Origin of the sequence: Nonomuraea sp. NPDC001636, from assembly GCF_040298265.1 — a bacterium.
Taxonomy (GTDB): domain Bacteria; phylum Actinomycetota; class Actinomycetes; order Streptosporangiales; family Streptosporangiaceae; genus Nonomuraea.
In genome coordinates this window covers 14,509-41,358 of record NZ_JBEOZT010000042.1, presented here as the reverse complement: position 1 = coordinate 41,358, position 26,850 = coordinate 14,509, and the positions used below count along the sequence as shown (strand labels likewise).

Sequence of the window (26,850 nt, the reverse complement as noted above, 5' to 3'; positions counted from 1 at the left end):
TTCACCGGCCCAGGTCGTCCCACTCCTGGAGCAGGTGGGACGTGGCGGCGGCGGGGGCCGTGAAGGACCAGCGGCCCGGCGGCAGGTCGAGGGCGCAGCCGCCGTCGGCCAGCCTGGTGGTCGGCAGTTGCTCGTTCAGGCCCATGAGGAAGGTGCCGTTGACGGTCATCCCGTCCCAGGCGCCGCGTACGGGCAGCACCGCGCGGGCGGTCACGCCCTCCGGGACGGCGAAGGTGAACTGCACCCCGTCGGGCCCGGCCCGCCAGCCCGACTCGACGGCCCCCGACGCGCTCGCGTAGCGGGCGTGCGCCTGCCGCAGCAGCGGGACGGGGCCCGGACGCAGCAGCAGCTCGCCGAACCCGCCGCCGGTCCCGCGCGGGTCGTCGCCCAGGCCGGCCACGTGCCGGAACAGCCAGTCGCCCACGCAGCCGTAGGCGTAGTGGTTGAAGGAGTTCATGGACGGCGTCTGCAGGCCGTACCGGTGGTGCCAGGCGTCCCAGCGTTCCCACATGGTGGTCGCCCCGGCGCGGAGCTGGTAGCGCCACGACGGGTAACCCTCCTGGTTGAAGATCCGGCACGCCAGGTCGTGGTGGCCGTTCTCCGACAGCACGGGCAGCAGCAGGGGGGTGCCGACGAAGCCCGTCATGAGCCGGTGCCCGTCGGCGCGGACCAGGTCGGCCAGCGCCCGCGCCGCCGCGGCGCGGTCCTCCGGCCGGACGAGATCCCAGGCCAGGGCGACGGCGTAGCCGGTCTGCGTCTGCGTGCGCAGCCTCGGGCCGTCGAGGAAGGCCCGGCGGAAGGCGTCCGAGACGCGGGCGGCGGCCTCGTCGTACTCGGGGGCGTGCGGCTCGCCGAGCACGGCGGCCGTGTGCGCGATCAGGCGGAGGCTGCGGGCCAGCGCGGCGGTGGCGATGAGGCTCCTGGGCGTCTCCACCGTGCCGGGGGCCAGCCAGTCGCCCAGCGCCCGGCCCGGCCTGAGGCCGTCGTCGGACTGCGCCAGGCAGTAGGCGGCCCACCGCCGCATCGGGTCGTACGCGCGGCGCAACGTGCGGTCGTCGCCGTAGCGCCGCCACAGCAGCCACGGCACCTCGACCAGCGCGTCGGACCAGACGGGGGAGTCGTAGCCGTACTCGGGCAGCACCGGCGCGACGTGCGGGACGGCGCCGTCGGCCCGCTGCCCGTCGATCAGCGTCGTCACCCAGCCGGACAGGAACGCCTGCGTGTGCCGCAGGAAGCTGAGCGTCGAGCCGAACACCGAGATGTCGGCCGTCCAGCCGGTCCGCTCGTCGCGCTGCGGGCAGTCGGTCGGCACGCTCACCACGTTGCCGTCCGCCGACGCGCCGATGTTGGCGACGAGCTGCCGCACGGCGGGATCGCTCACGGTCAGCGAGCCGGTGACGGCGAGCGCGGACGACAGCAGCACCGCCTCCAGGTCGTCCGGCGTCAGCGCGCCCGGCCAGCCGGTGAGCTCCGCGTAGCGGAACCCGTGCAGGGTGAAGGCGGGCTCCACGACGTGTGATCCGGCGTCGAGGACGAACTCGTCGCGCTGGTCGGCGGTGCGCAGATTGTCGGTGTAGAGCCGCCCGGTCGCGGTCAGCTCCTCCCCGTGCCGGACGACGATCCGCACGGGCCCCGGCGCGTCCACCCGCAGCCGGACGCGCCCGACGACGTTCCGCCCGAAGTCGGCCACCTGCACGCCGGGCGCGGGCTCGGTCACCGACACGGCAGGCACCGTGCCGATCACCCGGACCGGGGGAGCGGGGTCGGCCTCCACCAGGATCTCCGGCGCGGACGTCGTCCCGGCCGGTCCGGTCCCCTCGGCGGGCGGCTGGACGGTCTCGCCCATCACCAGGTCGGCGCGCGGGCGGCCGAGGTCCCGCCGGGTCCAGGCCGCGTCCGTGGCGAACACGCGGCGCGGGCCGTCGTCGTCCCGCACGAGCACCTGGGCGCTGACGGCGGGCCGGTCACCGTAGCGGCGCGGGCCGCCGCCGGCGACGTGACCGGCGTACCAGCCGGGAGCCAGCCACAGCTCCAGCTCGTTCTCGCCGGGCACCAGCAGGTCCGTGAGCTCCAGCAGCCGGTAGCGCGTCCGGTGGCCGTAGTCGGTCCAGCCGGGGGCCAGCTCCTCCTCGCCCAGCCGCGCGCCGTTGAGCAGCGCCCGGTAGACGCCGAGCGCGGTGGCGGCCAGCCAGGCGCGTCCAGGGGCGGGTCGCCAGGTGAACGTCCCGCGCAGGCTTACCGCCGCCTCGGGGTCGCCCGGCAGCCAGGGGGCGTCCCATGCGCCGCCCGCCCGCAGGCCCGTGGTGAACGCGCCCGCCGCCAGCCCCTCCACCTGCCACGTGTACGGCGTCAGCGGCGTCAGCAGCTCGTCCGGCACGTCCACGCTGTGCGATCCGGCGGGCACGCGGGATCGCCACACCTCGCGCCCGTCCGCGGACAGCACCACGGCGGCCTGCGCGGTCGTGCGGGCGTCCCACGACAGGCGGGGCGACGGCTCGTCCACGCCCACCGGGTCCGCCAGACCGCACGTCAGGCCCGCCCGCGCGCCGGGCGGAGCCGGCCGGATGTAGGGCGTCTGCGCGCCCGAGACCTGCACGTCGAGCACCCCCGAGTCCCGGTTCACGCATCGAGCCCGGTGGTGAAGGCGTTGTGCAGGCCGTCGACGTCGACGCCGGACAGGCTCGGCGCCATCACGTTGATCAGCAGCACGAAGCACGCGTCCTGCTCCGGGTACATCCACCACTGGCAGCCCGAGGCGCCGCCGTGCCCGTACAGCCGCCGTTCCAGCAGCCCGGGGGCCGAGTGACGCAGGTTCCAGGTGAGCCCCCAGTCCTGCCCGGCGTTGACCGGGTCGGGCTGCAGCTTGACCAGGCCCGTCGTCTGCGGGGTCGTCATGGCGGCCAGGGTGGTGGGATGGATGAGCGCGCGGTCGCCGCGCAGCAGCGCCCCGCCCAGCGCCAGCAGGTCCTCGGCGCGGGAGAACAGCGCGCCCGCCGGATGGCGCAGCCGGACGAACGCGTCGAAGTCGAAGCCGGGCCCGAGCAGTTCGAGGCCGTGCACCTCGGCCGCCGCGCACGCCGGGTCGAAGGTGATCCGCCCGCCGCCCGGCACCAGCGTGTTCAGGTCGGAGTCGACCAGCTCGGCCACGTCGCGGCCGGTGACGTCGCGGACCATCTCCGCGATCCCGGCGAAGGCCAGGTTGGAGTAGTGGCTGAGGGTGCCCGCCTCGAACAGCGACGGCGCGGTGAGGAGGTGCTCCACCAGGTCGTCGGGGGTCAGCGTCTGCTCGGCGATGCCGCTGGTGTGGGTCAGCAGGTGCCAGAGCGTCACGTCGGGCCGGGCGAAGCTCGGCAGCACGTCCCGCAGCGGGCGGCGCAGCGACAACAGCCCGCGCTCGACCTGGCGCAGGGCCAGCAGGCCCATCAGCGGCTTGGTCACCGAGAACAGCGCGAAGTGGTCGTCGGTCCTGGTCCCGCGGCCGTCGTGGGTGCCGAACGCCTCCAGCACCTGGATCCCGTCTGAGGTCGCGGCGCCGAACACCGCGCACGGCAGCCGCCCCTCCTTGATCTCGCGCCTGACCCAGTCGAGCGCGATGTCGTGCGTGGTCATCCCTTCAGTGCACCTTCCGTGAGGCCGGCCAGGACGCGCTTCTGCGCGACGGCGTACACCGCCACCAGGGGCAGCGTGGTGAGCAGGACGTGGGCGAAGACGAGGTTCCAGTTCAGGCTCTGCAGGGTGCCGGAGGCGAACTGGAACAGGCTCAGCGGCAGCGTGGCGTTCGCGCTGCCCTGGAGCAGGAAGAGGGCGAAGAAGAAGTCGTTCCAGACGTTGATGATCAGGATCACGCCGCCGACGAACAGCACCGGCCGCAGCAGGGGCAGCAGGATGCGCACGAACACCTGCGGACGGGAGGCGCCGTCGATGGCGGCGGCCTGCTCCAGGTCCGGCGGGAACGCCCGGACGAACCCGGTGGCCAGGAAGATCACGACCCCCAGGCGGCAGCCGGTCATCGTCAGCACGTAGCCGAGCGAGCCGCCGTCCAGCGACAGGGCGCGCAGCAGGTAGACGGTCGGGATGATGGACGGCGGCAGCAGGATCGACAGCCCCATCACGAAGTAGGCCGCCTGCAGCCAGCGCGACCGGCTGCGCCCGAACGCCCACGCCGCCGCCGCGCCGAGCAGCACCACCGCGATCACGATCGGCACGGTCACCTTGAGGCTGTTGAGCAGCCCGGTCAGGTAGCCGCCCCGGTCGAGCACGATGCCGTAGTTCTCGGCGATCGCCCACGTCCTGGGCAGGCCGAGGCCCAGCTCGGCGGCCTCGCCCGCGGGCTTGAAGGAGTTGACGACCACCAGCCAGACGGGCACGAGCACCCACGGCACCGCGAAGATCGTCAGCGCCGCGTACTTGAGCGCCGCTCTCATCCCGTCACCTCCCTGCGCCGCAGCCACCACACCAGGGGCACGGCCGTCGCGATCACCAGCAGCGTCACGGTGAAGCCCAGCGCGCTGGCCGAGCCGAAGAAGCCCTGGCCCCACTGCTGGCGCATCACCACGTTCAGGGCCCGGGTGTGGTCGCCGGGGCCGCCGCCGGTGGTGGCGGCGATCACGTCGTACGCGCTGAGCGCGCCCACCAGCGTGACCGCCACGTTGAAGGTCAGCGCGGGGGCGAGCATCGGGAACACCACCCGCCGCAGCCGGGTCCACGGGCCGGCGCCGTCCACGGTCGCCGACTCCAGCAGCGACTTCGGGATGGAGTTGAGGCCCGCGATGTAGACCAGGGTGATCAGCCCGCTCCACTTCCACGCGTCGATGAACGCGACCACCACCAGCGCGGTGGACGGTTCGCCCAGCCACGCCCACTCGATGCCGAGGAAGGAGTTGATCGCCCCGTCGGGGGCCAGCAGCCCGCGCCAGATGTACCCGGCGGCCAGCGGCGAGATGAGCGTCGGCAGGAAGAACGCCGAGCGGAAGACGGTGTTGATCCCGCTGGTCCGCTGGAGGGCCAGGGCCAGCGTGAGGCTGACCGTGTTCTGGATCGCCATGCACAGGATCGCGTACAGCACGGTCACGGTGACCGCGTTGGCCAGCAGGTCCTGGTCGATCAGCGTGCGGACGTTCTCAAGCCCGTTCCAGGTGATCTCGGCCCGGAAGCTCGTCCAGGAGGAGAACGCGAACCGCACGTTGAGCAGGAACGGGGCGACGAAGAAGACCGTGACCAGGACGATCGCGGGCAGCGCCCACGGCAGCCAGGCCGCCCTGTTCCGCATCACCATCCGGGCAGCCCTGCCGCCTTGGCCGCCTGCTCGACCTGGCCCTGGAGCTGGGTCGCCGCCTTCTGCGGGTCCTTCTGGCCGGCGATCAGCTCGGACATGAGCTGGGCCAGCCCGCCCATGCCGGGGATGTCGGAGTTGAAGGCGATGACGGCGCCGGTGTCGTACGCCTTCTTGACGTCCTGCAGCACGGAGGAGACGCCCTGCGGATCGGGCACGTCCTTGAGCACCGGGAAGGTCTTGGACGCGGCGACGTACTCGGCGTAGGCCGGGCCGGTCATGAAGCGCACGAAGTCGAGCGCGGCCTTCTCGCGCGCCGGGTCACCGGTCTTGGGCAGGTAGAACGTGCCGATCGGGCCGGGCGCGTAGGTCACCAGCGGCTTGTCGCTGGACAGGCCGACGAAGCCGACGGACTCGTCCACGGTCTTCTGGTCGCCGCCGGCGGCCGCGAGCAGGGCCGGGAGCATGTCGGAGTGCTGGGCGACCATGGCGGCCTCGCCGGTCACCAGGGCCTTCATCGAGTCCTCGAACTTGGCGGTGACGATGTCCTTGTTGAAGCAGCCGTCGGCCTTCAGCTTGGCGTAGGCGGTCAGTCCGGCGACGAAGGGCGAGCCGGGGTCGGCCAGCGTGCTGCTGTGGCCGGCGATGGCCTTGCCGTAGGCGTTGGCCTGGTTGGCGCCGGCCAGGTAGAGGATGGGCAGGATCTGCACGGGCCAGATCGAGCCGCCCGACTCGAAGACCGGCGTGACGCCGGCGGCCTTGAGCTTGGGGCAGGCGGCGGCCAGCTCGGTGAAGTTCGCCGGCGGGGTCAGCCCGGCCTTGGTGAAGACCTTCTTGTTGTAGTAGAGGCCGAAGACCTGGGGGAAGCCGGTGATGGCGGCGTAGACCTTGCCGCCCACGGCCCCGGCGGCCTGGTAGAGGTCGCCGGACCTGGCGATGTACGCCTCGCCGGTCAGGTCGCGCAGGTTCTCGGCCGGGTTGAGGGCGAGCAGGCCGCTCACCGTCGCGTGGTACTCCAGGACGTCCGGGCGCTCGCCGGTGGCCCACTTGGTCTGGGTGGTGTCCTCGAAACCGTCGGACGGGATGGACACGAGCTCGATCTTGTGGCCGGACTGCTTCTCGAACTTCTTGTACATCTCCAGCAGCGGCGCCGGGTCCGCGCTGTTGTGCCAGAGGGTCAGCTTCACCTGACCGGTCCCCTCGGGGGCGGAGGATCCGCAGCCGGAGAGGGACAGGGCGAGGACGGCGCCTATCGCCGCGCCGAGCGGACGAGATGGTGCTCTCACGCTCGTGCTCCTGTTCATGAGGGGGAGAATGTGTAGAACGTTCTACGGCAAGATCGAAACCTCCGTCAAGGGGTGGACCTGAGGAGTGGTGGCGGGCTAGCCTCTGCTTCCAGCAAAGTGTGTAGTTCGTTCTACGAGAACCCAAAAGGATGGCGTGTGACGAGCGGACGGGTGACGATCGCCGATGTGGCCAGGCGGGCCGGGGTCTCCACGGCCGCCGTGTCGAAGGTGGTGCGCGGCGCGTACGGCGTGAGCGCGGAGATGCAGGCCAAGGTGCGGCAGGCCATCGACGAGCTGGGCTACCGCCCGCACGCCGCGGCCCGCGCCCTGCGCGGACGCACCTACACCCTCGGCGTCATGCTCTCCGACACCCGCAACCCGTTCTTCCCCGACATCATCGAGGGCATCACCGGCCGGCTGGGCGACACCGAGTACCAGGTGCTGCTCGGCCCCGGCGGCATCGAGCCCAAGACGCAGGCCAGGATGACCGACGCCATGATCGACCGGAGCATGGACGGGCTCATCCTGATCTCGCCGGTCATGACGGACGCCGAGCTCGCCGCCATCGCGGCGGCCGTCCCGGTCGTCGTCGTGGGCAGGCACGGCGGCGCCGCGGACCACGACGCGGTCGTCGACGACGACGTGATGGGGGCCCGGCTCGTGGTCGACCACCTGGTCGGGCTCGGGCACACCCGCATCGCGCACATCACCCACCTGGAGCGGGCCCGCGCCCAGGGACTGCCGCACATGGTGCGCGCCGACGGCTACCGCCAGGCGATGCGCGCCCACGGGCTCGCCGACGACGTGCTGGCCACCTCCTTCACCGAGGAGGGCGGCTTCGAGGGCGCGCGGGAACTGCTCGCCCGCGACCACCGGCCCACCGCGATCTTCGCCGGGGCCGACATCGCGGCGCTCGGCGTCCTGCGCGCCGCCGACGAGGCCGGCCTGTCGGTGCCGGAGGACCTCTCCGTCGCCGGTTACGACAACATCGGCATCGCCTCGCTCAAGCGCATCTCGCTCACCAGCGTCGACCAGGACGGACGGGTGATCGGGGCGACCGCCGCGCGCCTGCTCGTCGAGCGCATCGAAGGACGCACGCGGTCGGTGGCGTCGTCGGTGTCGCCCACGCTGATCGTCCGCGGCACCACCGGACCGCCCCGCCTCTGAGAACCCGGCCGCGCCTCGGGGGACTGTCGCGGACCATGCATTAAAACGATTCGATGGAAGGACCCCCCACGTGAGACGACTCGCTCTCCTCGCCCTTCTCCTGCCGCTGGTCGCGCCCGCGCAACCGGCCCTGGCCCAGGCGTCCGCCACGGTCTGCCCGGTCAGGGTGGACCCGGCCGCGTTCGCCTCCGAGGCCCGGCTGAGCGCCCTGGCCACCCGGCAGGGGACGTTCGGGCCCAGGCCGACCGGCTCGGCCGCGCACGCCGGCTACGTCGACTGGCTGGAGGAGGAGATGGCGGCCATCCCCGGCCTCCAGCTCTCCTCCCTGCCCTACGCCATCGACCGCTGGGACAACCTCGGCACCGGGCTGACCGTCGGCGGCACGTCCGTGCAGGTCGCGGCGCCCGTGCCGTTCTCCTCCTCCACCGGCGCGGGCGGCGTCTCGGCGCCGCTCGTCCACCTGGCCGCGGGGACGAACATCACCGCCGCCAACGCCGCCGGGAAGATCGTCGTCCGGGACCTGCCCTGGACCAACGTGCCCAACCTGCTGTTCTATCCGCCGACCCTCGGCTACTCCATGTACGACCCGGGCATGACGATCAACCTGCTCGGCTCGGAGTCGATGGAGGCCCCGGCCGCGGCCGACGCCGACCTCAAGGCGGCCGCCGCCGCGGGCGCGCTCGGCGTGATCGAGGTCAGCCAGCTCCCGCACGCCCAGATCAAGGACATGTACGCCCCCTACGAGGGCCTGCCGTACGGCGTGCCCGGCGCGTACGTCGGCGCCGACCAGGGCAAGCAGATCAAGGACGCGCTGGCCGCCGGGCAGCCGGTCCAGGCGTCGCTGACGGTGAACGCGGCCTGGACGCCGACGACGACCCGCACCCTGCTCGCCACGCTGCCCGGCGGAAGCGCCCAGAAGATCGTCGTGGAGAGCCACACCGACGGCATGAGCCCGGTGTGGGACAACGGCCCGCTCACCATGATCGAGATGGCCCGTTACCTGTCGACGCTGCCGGTGGAGTGCCGTCCGCGTACCGTGCAGTTCGCGTTCGTCACCGGCCACCTCTACCAGCACCTGACCGGTCCCGACGTCCGCGAGGGCGGCGCCGGTCAGCTCGCCGCCCAGCTCGACGCCGAGTACGACCAGGGCAAGGTCTCCTCCGTCGTCGTGCTCGAACACCTCGGCGCCAAGCGCTACGACGCGGTCGCCAGGCCGAACGGCCTGCCGGGCAAGCAGCTCGTCGCCAGCCCCAACCTCACCGAGCTGCTGTGGGTGCCCGTCAGCGAGAGCACGCCGCTGCGCGAGCTGGTCAAGGGCCACATCGAGTACTGGGACGTGCGGCGCACCGCGATCCTCAAGGGCCTGTCGGCGGCCGACCTGGCCACCGTGCCGCACCACTGCAGCTTCGGCGGCGAGGGCACGCCGTACAACCAGCACCTGCTGCCCGTCATCGCGCCCATCGCCGCGCCCAAGACGCTGTTCTCGCCGCAGTTCGGCGCCGAGGCGATCGACCTGCCGGTGATGCGCAAGGCGTCGCTCGCCTTCACCGACGTCGTGCTCGACCTCGGCCCGATGGCCCAGTCGGCCGTCGCGGGCGACGTGACGACCATGCGCCAGCAGCGCGCCTCCGGCACGCCGGGGTGTGCGTGAGCCTGGACAGAAGGGCACTCGTGCGCCGGCACAACGTCGCCGACGCCGGGTGCCCGCTCACCGTCGGCAACGGCGAGTTCGCCTTCACCGCCGACGCCACCGGGCTCCAGACGTTCGCGCCGCTCGGCACGCAGGCGCAGTGGGGCTGGCACACCATGCCCAACCCCAAGGGCCACGTGCTGGAGGACGCGCTCACCGACTACGACGGCGTCGGCTACCCCGACCTCTATCCGGCCACCGAGGCGGGCGGCTGGCTGCACGTCAACCCGCACCGCCTGCACCTCGGCCGGATCGGCCTCGACGCCGGCGAGGACGTCCGGATCGGCCGGCCGGCGCAGACCCTCGACCTGTGGACCGGCACGCTGTCCAGCTCCTTCGAGCTGGACGGCCGGCCGCACGAGGTGGAGACGGTCTGTCATCCCGAGCGCGACCTGCTGGCCGTACGCGTCGTCGGCGGCACGGGCATCAGGATCGCCTTCCCCTACGCCAGCGACGGCTGGCACACCACCGCCGACTGGGACAGCCCCGACCGGCACACCACCACGTGCGCGCGGCGCGGCTCGCGCTGCGACTTCACCCGCGTCCTGGACCAGGACGGCTACCACGTGGCCGCCGAGTGGACGGGGACGGCGCGGTTCACCTCGCCCGCCCCCCACGTGTACCTGATCCATGGCGAGGAGCTGGAGCTCGTCGTCGAGTTCGCCCGGCACCCCGTCGGCGCCGATCTGCCGTCCTTCTCCCAGGTCCGTACGGCCGCCGCCGCCCACTGGGAGCGGTTCTGGACGCGCGGCGGCGCGGTCAGCTTCGAGGGCAGCGCCGACCCGCGAGCGCCCGAGCTCGAACGCCGGGTCGTGCTCTCGCAGTACCTCACCGCGGTCAACTGCGCGGGCACCACCCCGCCGCAGGAGACCGGGCTGGCCGTCAACTCCTGGAGCGGCAAGTTCCACCTGGAGATGCACTGGTGGCACGCCGCCCACTTCGCCCTGTGGGGCCGGCCGGAGCTGCTGGAGCGCAGCCTGCCGTGGTACCGCTCGATCCTGCCGCGGGCCAGGGCCACGGCCGCGCGGCAGGGGTTCCGCGGCGCCCGCTGGCCCAAGCAGGTGGGGCCGGAGGGCAGGGAGAGCCCGAGCGAGATCGGCGCCTTCATCGTCTGGCAGCAGCCGCACCTGATCTCCTTCGCCGAGCTGCTCCGCCGGATCCGTCCGGGGGCGCTGGAGGAGTACCGGGACCTGGTGTTCGAGACGGCCGAGTTCATGGCCTCCTTCGCGGCCGGCGGGCACCTGGGGCCGCCGCTGGTGCCGGCGCAGGAGTCCTACCACGAGTCCAGGAGGTCGGTGCGCGATCCCACGTTCGAGCTGGCCTACTGGTGGTGGGGGCTGGCGACGGCCCAGCGGTGGCGGGAACTGCTCGGCCTCGATCCCGACCCGGAGTGGGCGCGGGTGCTGGACGGCCTGGCCCGGCCGCTGGTGCGCGACGGCGTGTACGCGGCCATCGGCGTGGAGCCGTACACGGTCAGGACCGACCATCCCTCGATGACCGGCGCGCTCGGGTTCGTGCCGCCCACCCCGCTGATCGACCCCGAGACCATGCGGGCCACCCTGCACGACGTGCTCGCCGACTGGGACTGGGACAGCGCGTGGGGCTGGGACTTCCCGATGCTCGCCATGTGCGCGGCCCGGCTCGGCGAGCCCGGCACCGCCGTGGACGCGCTGCTGATGGACGCCCCGAAGAACACCTACCTGCCCAGCGGCCACAACCACCAGTGGCCCGGCCTGCTGCCCCTCTACCTGCCGGGCAACGGCGGCCTGCTGGCCGCCGTCGCCCACATGGCGGCGTCGGGCTGCTTCCCCGAGGGCTGGCGGGTTCAGGCGGAAGGGGTGGTCCCGATGCCGTGATCGGGGCCGGCGAGCAGGGCGACCGCGTAGTGGTAGAGGTCGCCCGCCGACGACGTCAGCCGGGCGGCGCGGCCGGCGCGCACCTCCGAGGCGATGAACTCGGTGGTGCCGTAGACGATCAGCCGGGGGATCGCGGCGCGCAGCGGCGGCAGCGAGGGGTCCTCCAGCCTGGCCCGCGCGGCCAGCGCCGCCAGCATGTCCAGAAAGGGGCGGTAGGCGGTGTCGCGCTGCTCGACGGCCCGCTCGCCCGCCCTCGGCAACTCCACGAAGTACGCCTGCGCGTACTCCGGGCGGTCCTGCCACCACCGCAGGTAGGCGGCCAGGCCCAGCCGCAGCGCCGGGCGCCAGCGGTCGCCCGCCTCCGACGCGGCCGCCCGGATCGAGTCGATCATCTCGGGCAGGTCGCGCTCGCAGCCGGCGAGGAAGCACGCCTCCTTGTCGGCGAACTGGGCGTAGAAGGCGTTGCGCGAGACCCGCGCGGCGGCGATCACGTCGGGCACGCTCGTGGCGGCGTAGCCGCGCCTGGCGACCAGCCGGAGCATGGCCTCCACGAGGCGGTCGCGCTGCGACTCGCGCACCGTGTCGGGGGAGAGCCCGTGCCGCCCCCGGGGAAGCGGCCGAACCGCCGGAACTTCCTTCTGTTCATCTCTTGACATCGCTCACCGATCGTACTTCCCTCTCTTAGGAGACGTTCACGTCTCCAAATATCCCACGAGGTGACCATGGAGAACATCACTCGTCGGCAGGCGTTGCGGGCAGGGGCGCTCGGCCTCGTGTCGGCCGGATTCCTGTCGTGGACCACCGCGGCCGACGCCGCCTCCACCATCGAGACCACCTACAAGGCGACGGGTCCGTGGCCGGTCGCCACCGGCACCTCGGGCGGCCACCGGCTCTACTACCCCTCGAACCTCGGCGCGGGCGGCGTCAGCCACCCGATCGTCACGTGGGGCAACGGCTCGTGGGCCACCCCCGACAACTATCCGGGGCTGCTCAACCACCTGGCCTCCTGGGGCTTCGCGGTGGTCGCCTCCACCGACACCACCACGGGCACCGGCGCCGAGATCCTCGCCGCCGCCCAGCACCTCGTGGGCCTGGACGCCGACCCCGCCAGCGTCTTCCACGGCAAGCTGAACACCGCCCAGGTCGGCGCCGTCGGCCACTCCCAGGGCGCGGGCGGGGTCGTCAACGCGGCCAACCACTCCGCCGGGCTGATCAAGACCGTCGTGCCGATCGCCGTGCCCGCGCAGTGGATGGCCAGCCCCGGGGACGAGTTCTCGGTGGCCGCCCTGACCTGCCCGGTGCTCTTCCTCAGCGGCGCGGACGACTGGCTGATCTCCTCGGCCGCCACCGTGCAGGGCTACTACGACCAGGCCACCGCCGGAGCGGGCCGGGCGCTGCTCAAGGGCGCGGGACACAACGACATCCAGAACACCGGCGGGGCCTTCCTCGGCTACGTGACCGCCTGGCTGAGATACCGGCTCCAGGCCGACGCCCAGGCCCGCGGGGCGTTCGCCGGCAGCGCCCCCGAGCTCCCCACCAACACCGCCTGGCAGAACCAGGCGCTCAAGAACCTCACCTAGGAGAACCACCATGGCGGATCTGACGCGGCGTGGGCTCCTCGCCGCCGGCGCGCTCACCCTGCTCGCCGGATGCGGCAAGGACCAGCCCCGGCAGCAGGCGGCGGCCGCCGGGCCGCACGGCGAGGTCACCGTCTGGCTGCACGGCTCGCAGGACACCGGCCAGCAGTTCCAGGAGCTCGTGCACCGCTACATCGCCGAGTTCAAGGTGGACGTCAAGCTGCTCTACCTGCCCGTGGGCCAGCTCGACGCCAAACTGCTGACCGCCTTCAGCGGCGGCGCCCCGCCCGACGTCTTCAAGATCGGCCACTGGAGCTTCCCCGCCCACGCCAAGAAGCAGCGGCTCGCCCCCGTCGACACCAAGGCCCTGCCCCTGGGGAACTACGAGCCGGGCACGACCACCCCGCTCACCTACCAGGACGTGCCCTACGGCGTGCCCATCGACTTCAACCCCTGCCTGCTCTACTACCGCAAGGACCGGTTCGAGCAGGCCGGGCTCGACCCCGACAAGCCCCCGGCGACCTGGGAGGAGGTCGCCGAGTACAGCGCCAGGCTGACCTCGGCCGACCGGGCGCGGGTCGGCCTGCAGTGGCTCTACGGCGATCCGCAGTGGGCCCTCATGACGCTGACCGCCCTCGTCCGCGGCAAGGGCGGCGAGCTCGTCGCGGCGGGCGGCGGCAAGGCGTCGCTGGCCACCGAGCAGGGCATCGCCGCCCTGACGTACATGTCGGGCATCGGCAACCCCAAGCTCTCCAACCCGCTGGGCGCGCTCGGCCTGTTCTACTCCGGCCAGGCGGCCATGGTCGTCAGCGGCGCCTTCCTCGGCCCCGCGCTGGAGAAGCTGGGCAAGGACAAGCTCACCTTCGGCAAGCAGTACGGCGTCGCCCCCATGCCCACCTGGGACGGCGGGCCGTCCGTCGTCCCCGCCTACACGTGGGGCTGGGGCGTGGCCAAGGACTCGCCCAACCAGTACACCGCCTGGCACCTGGTCAACTACCTCCAGGGCGCCCCGTCGGTGGCCGCCAACCTCGACAACGGCATCATCATCCCGACCAAGGGCTGGCGCGAGGCCGGGCCGCGCGGCAAGTCGGAGATCATGGAGATCGTCGCCGCCGGCCTGCCGCACGTCGACTTCGGCCCGATCATCCCCGGCGCGCTCGAACTGGCCAAGGCCGCGTCCGGCGCCGTGGACTCCGTCGCCCACGGCAAGGCCACCCCGGCCCAGGCCGCGGCGACCTTCGACGCCACCGTGCGACCGATCCTGTGAGCGTGCTCGGCGGAGTCGGAGCCCGTCCGCACGGTCCGGTGAGCGTGCTCGGCAGGGTCAGGGCCCGGCCCCAGGCCACGGCGGGCGTGGCGCTGACCCTGCCGGTGGCCGTCTTCTTCGTGGTGTTCTGGCTGGTCCCGTTCCTGTCCGCGATCTATCTCAGCTTCACCGACTACGAGATGGCCGGGACGCCCAACTGGATCGGCCTGGCCAACTACGAGCGCGTGTTCGCCGACCCCGGCTTCCTCAACTCGGCCTGGATCACCGTCGTCTACACGGTCTGCACGGTCGTCCCGACGATCGTGCTGGCCCTGCTCGTGGCCGTGCCGCTGAGCAGGCCGGGACGGCTCAACCGCTGGCTCAGGGCGCTCGTCATGATCCCGGCCGTGATGCCGCTCGCCGCCACGTCCATGGTCTGGGTGATCATCTACTCCGACCGCGGCCTGGCCAACACCCTCCTCGGCCTGGCCGGGATCCCGCCGCAGTCCTGGCTGACCAGCTCCGGCCTGGCCATCTGGGCCCTGGTCGTGATGGTCATCTGGAAGAGCATGGGGCTGTTCGTGATCATCCTGACCGCCGGCCTGCAGGCGCTGCCCGGCGAGGTGTACGAGGCCGCCGCCATCGACGGCTCGGGGCCGGTCACCACGTTCACCCGCATCACGCTCCCGCTGCTGCGCAGGACGCTGCTGTTCGTCCTGGTCATCTCGGTCGCCGGATCGATGCAGGCGTTCGTGCCCGCCTTCCTGCTCACCGGCGGCGGGCCCGCCGACGCCACCCAGGTGCTGCCGTACTACATCTGGGCCAACGCCTTCCCCTACGAGCACATGGGCTACGCCGCCGCCATGGGCATGGTGCTGCTCGTCGCCATGGTGATCGTCTCGGCGCTGCAGTTCGCGTTCCTGAAGGGCGGCGACGAATGAGGGTGCTGCGCGCCGTCTGGCTGATCGTCGCGGTCGGGTTCATGCTGCTGCCGGTCTACGCCATGGTCGTCGTCGCCTCGGCGCCGGACGACACCGACCTGCGCGGGCTGGTCTTCAACGGCTTCCACCTGCCCGAGAACATCGGCGTGCTGTTCGGCGCCGGCAACCTGCCCACGTACCTGCGCAACAGCCTGATCCTGTGCGTCGGCACCGGCGTCCTGGACGTGCTCTTCTCGGCCGCCGCCGGGCACGCGATGGCCCACCTGTCCTTCCCCGGCCGCCGCGTCCTGTTCGCGCTGGTGGTCGGCACGCTCGCGCTCACCCCGATGGTCATGGTCATCCCGGTCTTCCTCATCGTGAAGGAGCTCGGCTGGGTCAACACGTTCCAGGGCATGATGGTGCCGGGCATGATCAGCGCGTTCGGCGTCTTCCTGGTGCGCCAGTTCGCCCTCGGCATCCCGAAGGAGCTGCTGCTGGCCGCGCGGGTCGACGGCGCGGGGGAGTTCCGCATCTTCGCGCGCATCGCCGTGCCGCTGCTGCGGCCCGCGCTCATCACCCTGTTCCTCGTGCACTTCCTGGCGCAGTGGGACAACCTGCTGTGGCCGCTGATCGTGGCCAACGAGCAGGAGCTGTGGCCGCTGCCGGTGGGGCTGGCCAACTTCCAGAGCGAGGTCGGCGTCACCTACCACCTGACCACCACCGCGGCGCTGGTCACCGCCGTGCCGCCGTTCATTCTCATGGTGGCGCTGCAGCGCTACTACGTGGCGGGGCTCACCTTCGGAGGGCTGAAACGATGATCCCGGACCTGATCCCCGGCGCCGCCCGGATGATGGAGTGGATCGAAACGGTCACCGCGCGCGGCGTCCGGCGGCCCGGCTACCCGGCCGACGACTGGACCGCCGCGTGGGCCGCCGAGCGCCTCGCCGAGTTCGGGCTGCGCGACGTCCGGCTCGCGCCGGTCGAGCTGCCCGTCTGGCGGCCGGTGACGGCGTCCCTGGCGGTGCGGCTGGACGCCGACCCGTCGAGGGTCGTGCGGGTGGCGGCGTCCGCGCTGCCGTACACCACGCCGAAGGCGACCGTGACCGCGCCGGTCAGCCGCGAGGTCGTGCCGGGGGCGATCGTCGTGCCCGAGTACGCCTTCACCGAGCTGCCGCAGTCCTACGTCAGGGACCTGGCGACGGCCGTGCACGACCCCGAGGGCGTCTTCGACGACCTGGTCCAGACGCTGCCGTTCCAGCTCGACTACCTCGACGTGCTCCAGGGCGTGATCGACGGCGGCGCCGCCGCGTTCGCCGGCGCGCTGACCGGGGTGCCGTGGGAGACCCGCGACTACTACGTGCCCTACGACGCCGTGCACCGCGACCTGCCGGCCGTCTGGTTGTCGGGCCGCGACTCGCGGCGGGTGCTCGACCTGGTCGACGCGGGCCCCTGCACGGGCACGCTCACCGTCGAGTCGGAGACCGGCCCGGCCGTCTCGCACAACGTGATCGGCACGCTTCCCGGCCGCTCCGACCAGTGGGTGATCATCGGCTCGCACCACGACGCGCCCTGGGCCTCGGCCGTCGAGGACGCCTCCGGGATCGCGCTGGTGCTGGCCGCCGCCCGGTACTGGGCGGCCGTGCCCGAGCGGGACCGGCCGCACAACCTGCTCTTCCTGCTGACCGCGGGGCACATGGCGCACGCCGCCGGCACCCGGGCCTTCATCGAAGAGCACCGCGGCCTGCTCGGCGACGTCGTGCTCCAGCTCCACCTGGAGCACGCCGCCCGGCGGTGCGTGGCCGTGGACGGCGAGCTGGTCCCCACCGGCGACCCCGAACCCGGCTGGTGGTTCACCACCCGGAAGCCGGAGCTGGAGAGCCTGGTGGCGGCGGCCCTCGTCGCGGAGGACCTGAGACGCTCGTTCGTGCTGCCGCCGGACGCCTTCTCCCCGATGCCGCCCACCGACGGGGCCTTCTTCCACCCCGAAGGGGTGCCGCTGGTGCACTTCCTGTCGGCCCCCATGTACCTGTTCGACTCGGCCGACACCCTCGACAAGGTGCACGAGGACAGCCTCGAACCGCTCACCCGGGCGGCCGTCAGAATCGTCGAAGGGACGGCCGGATGGCGTCGCGCATGATCGTCCGTACCACGTCCGGGCTGGTCGAGGGCAGGGCCGAGGAGGGCGGGCTCGCCTTCCTCGGCGTGCCGTACGCCGCCCCGCCCTTCGGCGAGCACCGCTTCGGCGCACCCGTCCCGCCGCCGCCGTGGGACGGCGTGCGGCCCGCCGTCACGCGCGGCCCCGCCGCCCCGCAGGCGGCCGGCGCGGACATCGGCCTGTACGCGCCCGACGTCTTCGAGACCGGCGACGACTGCCTCAACCTCGACGTGCGCACCCCCGGCGCCGGCGGGACAGGGCTGCCCGTCCTGGTCTGGATCCACGGCGGCGCGTTCTCCATCGGCGGCAACGGGGCGGCCTGGCACCAGGGCCACCGCTTCGCCCGCGACGGCGTGGTCTGCGTGGCCGTCAACTACCGGCTCGGCTTCGAGGGCTTCCTCGCCCTGGACGACGCCCCGCTCAACCGGGGCGTCCTCGACTGGCTGGCCGCGCTGGAGTGGGTGCGCGACAACATCGCGGCCTTCGGCGGCGACCCCGGCAACGTGACGGTCGCCGGGCAGTCGGCGGGCGCCGCGGCCGTCGCGACCCTGCTCACCATGCCGCGCGCCGAAGGGCTGTTCCGGCGCGCGATCGTGATGAGCGGCTCGGCCACCCTGGTCGCCGGCGAGCAGGAGGCCCGCGACCACGCCAGGGCGCTCGCCGCCCGCCTCGGGATCGCCCCCACCAGGTCGTCCTTCGCCGCGCTGCCCCCCGAGGCGCTCGTCGCCGCACAACCGCCGCCGCTGACCGGCGGCTCCGGCGGGCTGAACGACTCGGTGCCGGTCAAGCCGGTCGTCGACGGCGACCTGATCCCGGCCGTCCCGCTGGACGCCCTGCGCGCGGGCGCGGGCGGGCACGTTCCGCTGCTGGTCGGCTGCACCTCCCAGGAGGCCGACGTGTTCGTCAGGGGCATGGCCGCCGGGCTCGACGAGGCCGCCGCGCGGGCGGCGCTCGACCACCTCGGCGTCCAGGTGGACGAACCCGGCCTCACCCCGGCCGAGCGGGTCGGACGCGCCGTCACCCGGCACCTGTTCACCCGCGAGACGTGCTGGATCCGCGAGGCCAGGCCCGCCTACGGCTACGAGTTCCGGTGGGAGTCGCCGGTCGAGAGCCCGGCCGGCGGCGGACGCGTGGGCGCGGTGCACAACCTCGACCTGCCCTTCGTCTTCGACGTGCTGGACGCGCCCGGCGTCGCCCGCACGGCGGGACCGGGCGCGCCGCAGACGCTGGCCGACGCGATGCACGCCGCCTGGGTGCGGTTCGCCCGCACCGGCGACCCCGGCTGGCCGCTCGGCCACACCATGATCTTCGACGATCCCGCACCGTCGGCGTGAGAGTCACCCGGCCGTGAAGTCCGCACGGTGGCCGCCGACCCACTCGGGCCGGGGCCCCATCCGCGGCCTTCCGCGGCCGGGTCATTCCGGCGGCGTCCAGATGCGGCTGCGGAGATCGGTGCCGCGGATCACCTGGACGCGCCAGGGTTCGAGGCGGAGGACGTGCAGCGCGGGGTCGGCGGGCGACCGCCAGAAGGCCCCGAGGTCGTAACCGGCCCCGCGCGGGCTGGTCGCCCGGTAGAGGTCCCAGACGCGGCGCTTGGTCGCCAGGTCGTCGACCCAGGCGGCGGTGGCGTCGATGGCGACCGAGCTGTTGCCGGGCTTCCAGTAGGAGAAGGAGGTGTGCGGGTTGCCCGCGAGGTGGGCCGCCTTGACCGGCGTCCTGTAGGTGGCCAGCCACCCGCGCGGCCGCCCGTCCACGTTCTCCCAGACGGGGATGAGGATGCGGGTGCGGGGACGGTTCCTGGCGTCGACGGTGACCATCGTGGCGTACCGGATGGCACCGACGTAGGCGTTGAACTCGCTCTCGATCTCGGCGAATGACGTGGTCATCGACGGCACTCCTTCGTGATTTCATCCGTCTTCGGTGACCAGGGCATCTTGCGCCGCCGCGCGGACGCCGCGGAAGACGGCACTTCAAAGGCACCGAGTTACCGCCCGGGAACCGCCCCTGACCAGGCAGGACAGCGGCACGTGTCGCACGGTACGGGGGAGGGGCCGGGCGCTGCGGACCGAGCCTTCGGTGGGCGGGGTGTGCACTTCTTACCCCTCAGGTCGCGCGAACTTCACGCAGGTCGCCGGTTCCGTACATCTTGGTGCTCCAGGTTCAAGTCGTTCACTTTGAAGCACGTGTCGCGGCGCCCAGCGCGCCGCGACAAGATCGGGGACCACCACATGCGACATGCCGACTTCACCGTCCGCCGGGAACCGGCTGCCTGGCGCCACATCGCAGCAGTCTCGGTCGGCATCGGCCTGGGGCTCTTCCCGTTGGCACAGAGCGCGTCGGCCGACCCGGGCGGGACGCCGCAGGCCCCGGCCTTCAGCGTCGACGGCGGTCGCTACGAGCAGGCGGTGTCCGTCGAGCTGCGGGCCGGGCAGGGCGAGACGATCCGGTACACCACCGACGGCAGCATTCCCACGAAGAGCAGCCCCACCTTCGCCGGCAAGCCCATCCGCATCACCGAGGACACCAATCTGACGGCACGCGCCTTCAAGGGCAACCAGGCCGGCGCCGTCAAGTCCGAGGGGTACCTCATCCGCGAGGGGGAGCAGCCGATCGCCCGCATGATGATCGTCTCGGACGTGCACATCGGCGACTACGAGGCCGACCGCCACCGCTGGTCGTCCTACTTCGACACCATCGCGTCGGTTCTGGGCACCCCGGACGCCATCCTCTCCAACGGCGACATGATCAACGACAACTGGAACGGCCGCGGCAAGGACCACCAGTTGACCGCCCGCATCTTCAAGGAGAACCTCGCCCGCAAGGGCATGAACGCCACCCAGGTGTTCATGTCGTACGGGAACCACGACGCGACCCTGGCCGAGCTCCGCGCGGGCTACCCCAAGGAGTGGTTCCCCGACTCCGGCGACGGGTACTACCGCACGGACATCAAGGGCATTCCGCTGATCACGGTCAACACCGAGAACTACTCCGCGGCCCAGGCCACCTGGCTGCGGGAACAACTCGGCCAGATCTCCGCGGACCCCGCCTACCGCGACCTGCCGATCATCGTCCAGGGGCACCGGCCGGCTCCGGGCACCGTGATGGACGGCCAGCAGACCAGCAACCCGCGCCTGACCGAGGATCTGTCGAAGTTCCCGCGCGCCGTCTACTTCTCGGGCCATTCGCATCTCAACGTGAACGACCCGCGCTCGATCCACCAGAAGAACTTCACCGCGGTCAACGACGGCAGCTCGTCCTACATCGAGATCGACCACGGATACCAGATGCTCGACGCGGAAGGGCAGCTGGCCAACCGCTTCGAGACGCCCACCGCCCAGGGGCTGGCCGTCGAGGTCTACCGGGGCCGTACCGTCGTCAACCGCGTCAACCTCAACGCCGACCTCCACGACATCTACACCGGCGGGAAGTGGTCGGCGAACTGGAAGCCCCCGTTCCAGAGCGACGGGACGCTGGCCGGCAGGTCCTGGGAGATCAGGACGGCCGGCGCCGACGCCCAGGTCGTGCAGAACTTCACCTACACCGACGCCAACCGCAACCGCACGGCCCCGGCCTGGACGTCCCCGCACCCGCTGACGGCCCGGACCGGCAAGGACGGCCGGCTGGCGCTGCGCATCGACCAGGCCCAGGACGACGAGCTGGTGTACCACTACAAGGTGCGCGTCACCCGCGCCGACAACGGAGCCCAGGTGCTCGACACCAAGGTCGCCAACCGCTTCGACGTGGTGCCCGCCGCCGCCTCCATGGACATTCCGGTCCCGGTGCAGCGCGACGGCGCGAGGTACCGCGCGGAGGTCGTCGCGGTCGACGCGCAGGGCAACCAGTCGCCCGTCGCCGCGGACGTGCTGAAGTAGCACCTTGCCCCGTCATCGACCGGACCCGGCCGATGACGGGGCTTCCCCGGAAAGCCCGATGGCCCGCCGCTCCGGCGCGGAAGCCCTCCGCCACTGCGCCGCCGCCCGTCCGCCCGTGGTCCACCCCTGAGCCCTGCGCCGAGGTCGTGGCGGAAGAGCGCCTGAGCGGGAGTGCATAGACTTGTCCTCATGTTCGACGACAAAACGCAGGAGACCCTGCGGCGCCTGCTGGACCTCGCCGAACACCCCTCCACCCCGGACACCGAGCGGGCGCTGGCATTCGTCCGGATCCGCGCCCTGGTGGCGGTGCCGGCCGACGACACCCGCCGCAGGGCGCCCGTGGCCGGCATGGACGCCCAGCTGCTCACCAAGCTCAAACCGCTGCAGCGGCACGTGGACGAGGACCTGGTCGACGACGTGCACGGCGACCTGCACTCGTTCGGCATCCGCTACCGGCTGGTCTCGGAGGTCGCCGGCGAGCTGGCCCACATCCTCGACCTGCGCTCCCGCCTCGCCCCCGGCAAACGACACCGCCACGACGACGGCGTACGCCAGACGGCCGCCAGGCTGACCTACCTCCTGGAGCGCTCCGACGGCTTCCGCACCTCCCGCTGGCGCACCAGACGCGGCTGACCCGCCCGACCCGGTTCCCGCATGTCGGCAGCAACACCCTCTGAGGAGCGGATGACCAGCGTGGGACGCGCCGGCGGGGTTCTGACGCTCTGGACCGCCGGGTTCTCCGGTCGTAGGGGCGACGTCGCGATCGCGGCGGTCACCACCGCGGCCACCCTCGGTCCGCTGCTGGTGCCGAGTCCGAAGGCGTGGTGGATCGTCTGCCTGGGCGCGCTCGCCTCTGCGCCCGTCTACTGGCGCAGGCGCGCGCCCATGGCCGTGGCGCTGTTCGTCGGCGCCGCGATGACCGTCATGGTCTTGTGGGAGAAGCCGTTCCTCCCGTTCGGCCCCCTGGTCGCCGTCTACACCATCGCCGACCTCAGTCCCACGTGGAAGCGCCTGGCCGCGATCCCGGCGGTCGCCGTCATCGTCGGCGTCTCGCTGGCGCTGCCCGGGGAGGACAGCGAGATCTTCCGCCTGATCGGCACCGCCTTCGTGGCCGCCTACGCGCTGGGCACCAGCGCCCGGGCGAACCGGTCACGTGCGGCGGAACTGGCCGAACGGGCCCGTCGCCGCGAACAGCAGCACATCGCCGCGGTGGCGGAGGAACGGGCGCGGATCGCTCGTGACATGCACGACATCATCACGCACGCCGTCGGGCTGATGGTCGTCCAGGCCGAGGCCGGGCCCGTGGTCGTACGGAGCGACGCGCCCAGGGCCGAGGCCGTCTTCGACGCGATCGCCGACACCGGCAGGGGAGCGCTCACCGAGCTGCGAGGCCTGCTCACCGCGCTGCGCGCCTCGGGCGCCCCGGCGGGGGAGGACGTCGGGCCCGCCCAGCCGAGCCTGGACGGACTCGCCTCACTGGCCGGACGCAGCGGCCTGGACGTGGTCATGACCGTGGAGGGCGAGCGGCGGCCGACATCGGGCAGCCTGGAGGCCGCCGTCTACCGGATCGTCCAGGAGGCCCTCACCAACGTGCGCAAACACGCGGGGGTGCTCAACGTACGGCTGCACCTGCGCTGGACCGCGCGGGAACTGCTGGTCGAGATCGCCGACGAGGGCGGCGGGCCACGTCGCGACGGCGGCGGCTACGGCCTGATCGGCATGCGGGAACGGGCGACCGCGTACGGCGGGACGCTCACCGCGGGACCGGGACAGGACGGGGGATTCCTCGTCAGAGCCGTCTTTCCGCTTGAATAGCGCGCATGCTGCGCGTGCTCATCGCCGACGACCAGGATCTCTTCCGCGCCGGGTTCGGCCTGATCCTCGGCGCCCAGCCGGACATGCTGGTGGTGGGCGAGGCGGCGGACGGCGACGAGGCGATCGCGCTGGCCGGGCGGCTGCGTCCGGACGTGGTCCTGATGGACGTGCGGATGCCGGGCACGAACGGCATCGAGGCCACCAGGGAGATCTGCGCCACGACCGCCGCCAAGGTGCTCGTCCTGACCATGTTCGACCTGGACGAGTACGTCTACGACGCCGTCCGCGCGGGCGCCAGCGGCTTCCTGCTCAAGGACATCCGCCGCGACGAGCTGGCGCACGCGGTGCGCACCGTGGCCGCCGGCGAGGCGTTGCTGGCCCCCGCCGCCACCCGCAGGCTGCTGGAGGACCTGGTCAGACGGCCGGCTCACGGCCCCATGCCGCGGCTGGCTGGACGGCTGGCGACGCTCACCGAGCGGGAACGCGAAACGCTCCGGCTGGTCGCCCGCGGACTGTCCAACGCCGAGATCGCCGCCGCGCTCGTGGTCACCGAGCACACGGTCAAGACGCACGTCAGCCGCATCCTGACCAAGCTGGACCTGCGGGACCGGGTGCAGGCGGCGGTGTTCGCCTACGAATGCGGCCTCGTGGTCGCCGGTGAGAGTGACATCGGAGATCACACTCACGACTGACGCGCCACCAGGGGGCCGCAAGCAGCATCGTCGTCATGAAACGTGTCCTGATCGCGCTCGCCGCGGCCCTCGTCTCGGCTGTCCTGCTGCACGTCGGCACCGGCCCGCACCCCGTGGCCTGGCTGACGTGGCTCGCCACCTTGCCCGTGCTGCTCGCCGCCCCCCGGGTGGGGGGCGGGTCGGCCTTCGCCGCGGGCGCCCTCGCCTGGCTCGGCGGCCAGTTGCAGTGGTGGCCGTACTTCACCGGGACGCTGGAGACGCCTGTCCCGGTGGCGGCCGGCCTGCTCGCCGGGCCGGCGCTGCTGTACGGCCTCGGCGTGCTGCTGCACCGTTCGCTGCTGGCCAGGCGGCGGACGCTGTCGGCCGTGCTCGCCGTACCGGCGTCGTGGGTCGGCGTCGAATACCTGATGGCGCTGGCCGGACCGCACGGCGCCTGGTGGAGCCTGGCCTATACGCAGGCCGACGTGTTACCCGTCCTGCAGACGGCCTCCGTCGCCGGCGTCTGGGGGATCACCTTCCTGCTCCTGCTCGTGCCCGCCGCCGTGGCCGCGCTTCTCGCACCGGGCGCGACCCGCCGGCTCCCCGTCGCGGTGACGGCGGGCGCGATGGCGGCGCTGGCCCTGGCGTACGGCTTCGCGCGGCTCGGCACCGGCCAGGACGGCGGGCAGCACCGCGCGGTCGCGCTGATCTCCACCGACAACCCGGACGACACCGTGGCACTGGACTCCCCGCAGGGGCGCGACCTGCTCCGGCGCTACCGCCAGGCGGTCGACGCGGCCGCCGCCCGCGGCGCCGAGATCGCGCTGCTGCCGGAGAAGACGTTCGACGCGGCCACCGCCCGCCTGCCGCTGGCCAGGCCGGGAGTGGCGGTCGTCGCCGGCGTCGCGCTCGGCGCCGGCGCGACGCGCACCAACAGCGCGCTGGCCTACCCGTCCGGGGCCCGCTACGACAAACACCACATGATTCCCGGGCTGGAGTCGGAGTTCACGCCCGGACGCACGCTGACCCTGCTCGGCCCGACCACGACGGGCCTGATCGTCTGCAAGGACCTGGACTTCCCCTGGCTGGTACGGCAGTACCGCCAGGCCGGCGCGACGACGCTGCTCGCCCCCGCCTGGGACTTCGACGACGACGCCTGGCTGCACAGCCGCATGGCGATCGTCCGCGGGGTGGAGAGCGGGTTGTCGGTGGCGCGCGCGGCCCGCCAGGGCCTTCTCACGGTGAGCGACACCCGGGGACGGGTGCTGGCCGAAGGCCGCAGCGGCAGGCCCGGCGTGACCACGGTGTTCGCGGCGCTGCCGCAGCAGGGCGCCTCGACCCTCTACGCCGCCCTGGGCGACTGGGCCGCCTGGTGCTCGGTCGCGACGCTGCTCCTCGCACTCGCCGGCCTCCGCAACGGCCGCCCCGCCGCCCGTACGGCCGGGCCGCCCACGGGCGGGCCGGCTCCCGGTGCGCCCGCGCGATCGACGCTGCGGCGCTCGGCTTCCGGTCACCGGCATCCCACTGCCCCGCGCACCACCGCCGGCTAGTTCACGGTGAAGGAGTAGCTCCGTGCCGAGCTCAGGTAGCCGCGCGCGTCCACGCTCCACACCCACAGTGTGTGAGGGCCGGCGGTGTCCGGCGTGATGGTCGCGGTTGACGTGCCGGCGGGGAGCTGGAGCGTTTCGCCGGAGTCCAGGCGGTAGGTGTACCCGACGATGTCCTGTCCGCCATTGGGCGAGAAGGCGAACTCGCCGGCTACGCCGGCGCCGCCGCCGGAGGCGTTCTCGGGGTAGACGGCCGAGGTGACCGACGGCGCCGGGTTCCGCCGGGGGGTGAAGGCGTAGGAGCGCTCCGGCCCGATGTTGCCGGCCCGGTCGATCGCCTTGACGTAGAGCGTGTGACGGAAGGAGGTCGTCGGCGTGAAGGTCATGGCGGCCTTCCCCTCGCTGTCGGCCGTGACCCGCTGGAGCGGGGGACCGCTCGGTGCGATGCGGTAGCTGTAGGAGACGACGTCGGTGGACTCGCCGGGGGAGAAGGTGAACACCCCGGGGGTGCCGACGAGCGCGCCCATCGTGTTCTGCGGATAGGCCTCGGAGGCGATCACCGGCAGCGCGGGCCTGGTGACGTCCACCGTGAACTCCTGCCAGGCCGTCCAGTCGCTGGCATCGCTGAGCATCTCCAGCGTCTCCGGCTCCTGGTAGTGATCCTCGGCACGCACCCGCCAGCGGTAGGTCTGCCCGTCGGCGAGCAGCCCTTCGGGGATCTCGGCGCAGTGCCTGCCCTCGGAGCCGGGAAGGGTGCTCGCCGAGCCCAGGACCGTGCCGGAGGTGTCGGCCCATTCGAAGCGCGCCGACACCTCGTCGCGTTGCCCGTGGTCGCCGTCGACGATCTCGGCGCCGAGGGTCGGGGTCGTGGTGTGGACGAAGCCGGTCGCCGGACGGGGCTCCGGCCCGCAGAGATCGTTGAGGTTCACGGCCGGATCGGTGGGCACGTCGGGCACCGTGTTGTACCAGAAGCTCAGCAGCGGGACGTGGATGCGGCCGAAGTACGGGTCGTCGGCCTGATCGGACTCGAAGACGCGCAGGTTACGCTGTCCGACCTCGCTCGTCGCACGCAGTCCGAGGGTCAGGTGCCGGTCGCCGCGTGCGGCGGCTTCCCGTACGGCGTCGGCGATGCGCCAGTTGAAGAAGCAGGCGCCGTAGTCGTCGGCGGCTTTCCCGGTGCCGAGGTTCCGCTTCCAGTCGGGCTGGTTGAGCCAGGTGGTCTCCGGCCCGATCTCTCCGGTCACCCAGAGCTCGACACCGGTGTCGCAGGCGCCGCTGTTGAGGTAGCCCTTGAAGACGGCGTGGAGCAGCTTCTTGCCCTGCATCGGGCTGATGTCCATGCGGAAGAAGGAGCGAAAGACGCCGGCGGGCTTGACGCCGGTCCCCACGAGCGCGTCGTCCGCGCTGTTCCAGTGGGAGACCTTGGGTTCGGCGAGGTTGACGTAGGTCCAGGCGAGCTTGAGGGTGCCGGTGGACGGTGACGCCTGCGCCTGTCCGGGCGGCATCATGACGAACGTGATGACGGAGGCGCATAACAGCGCCAGGACGCGTTTCACTGTGGTTCTCCCCGTTGCAGGTGTGACCCCCTGAGCGATCATCGTCGTTCCGGAAGGCAACGCGACAGGGGCCAGTCCGGTGACGAACGGGTAACTCTGAGTGCTTCGCGTGGCCGGAGCCGGCGACCTTGGCCGTCCGCCGCCAGCACGCCGCGCATGTGGCCGACGCGCTCGACGTCGCCTCGATCCGGATCTGGCTTCGGGCCCCAGTCACATGGTC

General features: G+C 72.5%; 22 protein-coding genes. 14 read left to right on the top strand and 8 right to left on the bottom strand.

What is annotated here, in order from left to right; all coding sequences use genetic code 11:
- Nucleotide 1: 1 nt before the first annotated feature.
- From ABT158_RS46385 to ABT158_RS46365, 5 genes are read right to left on the bottom strand one after another with little or no spacing between them, the layout of a single operon-like run.
- Entirely contained in the window at nt 2–2,623 is a 2,622-nt protein-coding gene (locus ABT158_RS46385; RefSeq protein ID WP_352365040.1) for a family 78 glycoside hydrolase catalytic domain, read from the bottom strand.
- Nucleotides 2,620–3,609 (bottom strand): serine hydrolase domain-containing protein, encoded by a 990-nt coding sequence (locus ABT158_RS46380; protein WP_352365038.1) that lies wholly within the window; start codon nt 3,607–3,609, stop codon nt 2,620–2,622. The genes ABT158_RS46385 and ABT158_RS46380 overlap by 4 nt, the downstream gene beginning before the upstream one ends.
- Nucleotides 3,606–4,424 (bottom strand): carbohydrate ABC transporter permease, encoded by an 819-nt coding sequence (locus ABT158_RS46375; RefSeq protein ID WP_352365036.1) that lies wholly within the window; start codon nt 4,422–4,424, stop codon nt 3,606–3,608. The genes ABT158_RS46380 and ABT158_RS46375 overlap by 4 nt, the downstream gene beginning before the upstream one ends.
- Entirely contained in the window at nt 4,421–5,275 is an 855-nt protein-coding gene (locus tag ABT158_RS46370; RefSeq protein WP_352365034.1) for a carbohydrate ABC transporter permease, read from the bottom strand. Before ABT158_RS46370 ends, ABT158_RS46375 begins: the two co-directional genes overlap by 4 nt.
- The gene (locus ABT158_RS46365) at nt 5,269–6,558 is read right to left on the bottom strand and encodes an ABC transporter substrate-binding protein (RefSeq protein ID WP_352365032.1); all 1,290 of its coding nucleotides are present in this window, start codon (nt 6,556–6,558) and stop codon (nt 5,269–5,271) included. The genes ABT158_RS46370 and ABT158_RS46365 overlap by 7 nt, the downstream gene beginning before the upstream one ends.
- A gap of 156 nt (nt 6,559–6,714) precedes the next feature.
- Between ABT158_RS46365 and ABT158_RS46360 the strand changes: the two genes are divergently transcribed.
- The 3 genes from ABT158_RS46360 to ABT158_RS46350 all read left to right on the top strand — a co-directional run bounded on the left by ABT158_RS46360 (nt 6,715) and on the right by ABT158_RS46350 (nt 11,271).
- On the top strand, nt 6,715–7,725 hold the full coding sequence (locus tag ABT158_RS46360) for a LacI family DNA-binding transcriptional regulator (protein WP_352365030.1): 1,011 nt from the start codon (nt 6,715–6,717) through the stop codon (nt 7,723–7,725).
- 70 nt (nt 7,726–7,795) lie between these two features.
- The gene (locus tag ABT158_RS46355) at nt 7,796–9,376 is read left to right on the top strand and encodes a zinc-binding metallopeptidase family protein (RefSeq protein ID WP_352365028.1); all 1,581 of its coding nucleotides are present in this window, start codon (nt 7,796–7,798) and stop codon (nt 9,374–9,376) included.
- Nucleotides 9,373–11,271: a hypothetical protein gene (locus ABT158_RS46350; RefSeq protein WP_352365026.1), complete on the top strand. Its 1,899-nt coding sequence runs from the start codon at nt 9,373–9,375 to the stop codon at nt 11,269–11,271. The genes ABT158_RS46355 and ABT158_RS46350 overlap by 4 nt, the downstream gene beginning before the upstream one ends.
- Here ABT158_RS46350 and ABT158_RS46345 read toward each other — a convergent pair.
- Nucleotides 11,241–11,927: a TetR/AcrR family transcriptional regulator gene (locus ABT158_RS46345; RefSeq protein ID WP_352365024.1), complete on the bottom strand. Its 687-nt coding sequence runs from the start codon at nt 11,925–11,927 to the stop codon at nt 11,241–11,243. The two genes, ABT158_RS46350 and ABT158_RS46345, sit on opposite strands and share 31 nt — an antisense overlap.
- A 66-nt stretch (nt 11,928–11,993) precedes the next feature.
- Between ABT158_RS46345 and ABT158_RS46340 the strand changes: the two genes are divergently transcribed.
- The 6 genes from ABT158_RS46340 to ABT158_RS46315 are packed head-to-tail and all read left to right on the top strand — an operon-like array spanning nt 11,994 to nt 18,503.
- Nucleotides 11,994–12,851 carry a poly(ethylene terephthalate) hydrolase family protein gene (locus ABT158_RS46340; protein ID WP_352365023.1) on the top strand — a complete coding sequence of 286 codons (858 nt, stop codon included), beginning with the start codon at nt 11,994–11,996 and terminating at the stop codon, nt 12,849–12,851.
- A gap of 10 nt (nt 12,852–12,861) precedes the next feature.
- The gene (locus tag ABT158_RS46335; protein ID WP_352365021.1) at nt 12,862–14,115 is read left to right on the top strand and encodes an ABC transporter substrate-binding protein; all 1,254 of its coding nucleotides are present in this window, start codon (nt 12,862–12,864) and stop codon (nt 14,113–14,115) included.
- Between the two features lie 2 nt (nt 14,116–14,117).
- On the top strand, nt 14,118–15,035 hold the full coding sequence (locus ABT158_RS46330) for a carbohydrate ABC transporter permease (RefSeq protein WP_352365019.1): 918 nt from the start codon (nt 14,118–14,120) through the stop codon (nt 15,033–15,035).
- Nucleotides 15,032–15,832 carry a carbohydrate ABC transporter permease gene (locus ABT158_RS46325; RefSeq protein WP_352365017.1) on the top strand — a complete coding sequence of 267 codons (801 nt, stop codon included), beginning with the start codon at nt 15,032–15,034 and terminating at the stop codon, nt 15,830–15,832. Before ABT158_RS46330 ends, ABT158_RS46325 begins: the two co-directional genes overlap by 4 nt.
- Nucleotides 15,829–17,151: a M28 family metallopeptidase gene (locus ABT158_RS46320; protein ID WP_352365015.1), complete on the top strand. Its 1,323-nt coding sequence runs from the start codon at nt 15,829–15,831 to the stop codon at nt 17,149–17,151. Before ABT158_RS46325 ends, ABT158_RS46320 begins: the two co-directional genes overlap by 4 nt.
- Entirely contained in the window at nt 17,136–18,503 is a 1,368-nt protein-coding gene (locus ABT158_RS46315) for a carboxylesterase/lipase family protein (RefSeq protein ID WP_352365013.1), read from the top strand. Before ABT158_RS46320 ends, ABT158_RS46315 begins: the two co-directional genes overlap by 16 nt.
- A gap of 81 nt (nt 18,504–18,584) precedes the next feature.
- On the opposite strand, the gene ABT158_RS46310 is transcribed toward ABT158_RS46315, so the two are convergent.
- Complete coding sequence (locus tag ABT158_RS46310) at nt 18,585–19,055, bottom strand: pyridoxamine 5'-phosphate oxidase family protein (protein ID WP_352365011.1); 471 nt, start codon at nt 19,053–19,055, stop codon at nt 18,585–18,587.
- A gap of 342 nt (nt 19,056–19,397) precedes the next feature.
- On the opposite strand from ABT158_RS46310, the gene ABT158_RS46305 reads away from it, so the two are divergent.
- The 5 genes from ABT158_RS46305 (at nt 19,398) to ABT158_RS46285 (ending at nt 25,077) form a co-directional block, all read left to right on the top strand.
- On the top strand, nt 19,398–21,041 hold the full coding sequence (locus tag ABT158_RS46305; RefSeq protein WP_352365010.1) for a chitobiase/beta-hexosaminidase C-terminal domain-containing protein: 1,644 nt from the start codon (nt 19,398–19,400) through the stop codon (nt 21,039–21,041).
- A 189-nt stretch (nt 21,042–21,230) separates the two neighbouring features.
- Nucleotides 21,231–21,674 carry a hypothetical protein gene (locus tag ABT158_RS46300; protein ID WP_352365008.1) on the top strand — a complete coding sequence of 148 codons (444 nt, stop codon included), beginning with the start codon at nt 21,231–21,233 and terminating at the stop codon, nt 21,672–21,674.
- Nucleotides 21,675–21,725: 51 nt separating this feature from the next.
- Entirely contained in the window at nt 21,726–22,856 is a 1,131-nt protein-coding gene (locus ABT158_RS46295) for a sensor histidine kinase (RefSeq protein ID WP_352365006.1), read from the top strand.
- A gap of 5 nt (nt 22,857–22,861) precedes the next feature.
- On the top strand, nt 22,862–23,548 hold the full coding sequence (locus tag ABT158_RS46290; protein ID WP_352365004.1) for a response regulator: 687 nt from the start codon (nt 22,862–22,864) through the stop codon (nt 23,546–23,548).
- A gap of 35 nt (nt 23,549–23,583) precedes the next feature.
- Nucleotides 23,584–25,077 (top strand): hypothetical protein, encoded by a 1,494-nt coding sequence (locus ABT158_RS46285; protein ID WP_352365002.1) that lies wholly within the window; start codon nt 23,584–23,586, stop codon nt 25,075–25,077.
- On the opposite strand, the gene ABT158_RS46280 is transcribed toward ABT158_RS46285, so the two are convergent.
- Nucleotides 25,074–26,630: a hypothetical protein gene (locus ABT158_RS46280; RefSeq protein ID WP_352365000.1), complete on the bottom strand. Its 1,557-nt coding sequence runs from the start codon at nt 26,628–26,630 to the stop codon at nt 25,074–25,076. The genes ABT158_RS46285 and ABT158_RS46280 overlap by 4 nt on opposite strands.
- Nucleotides 26,631–26,850: the final 220 nt, after the last annotated feature.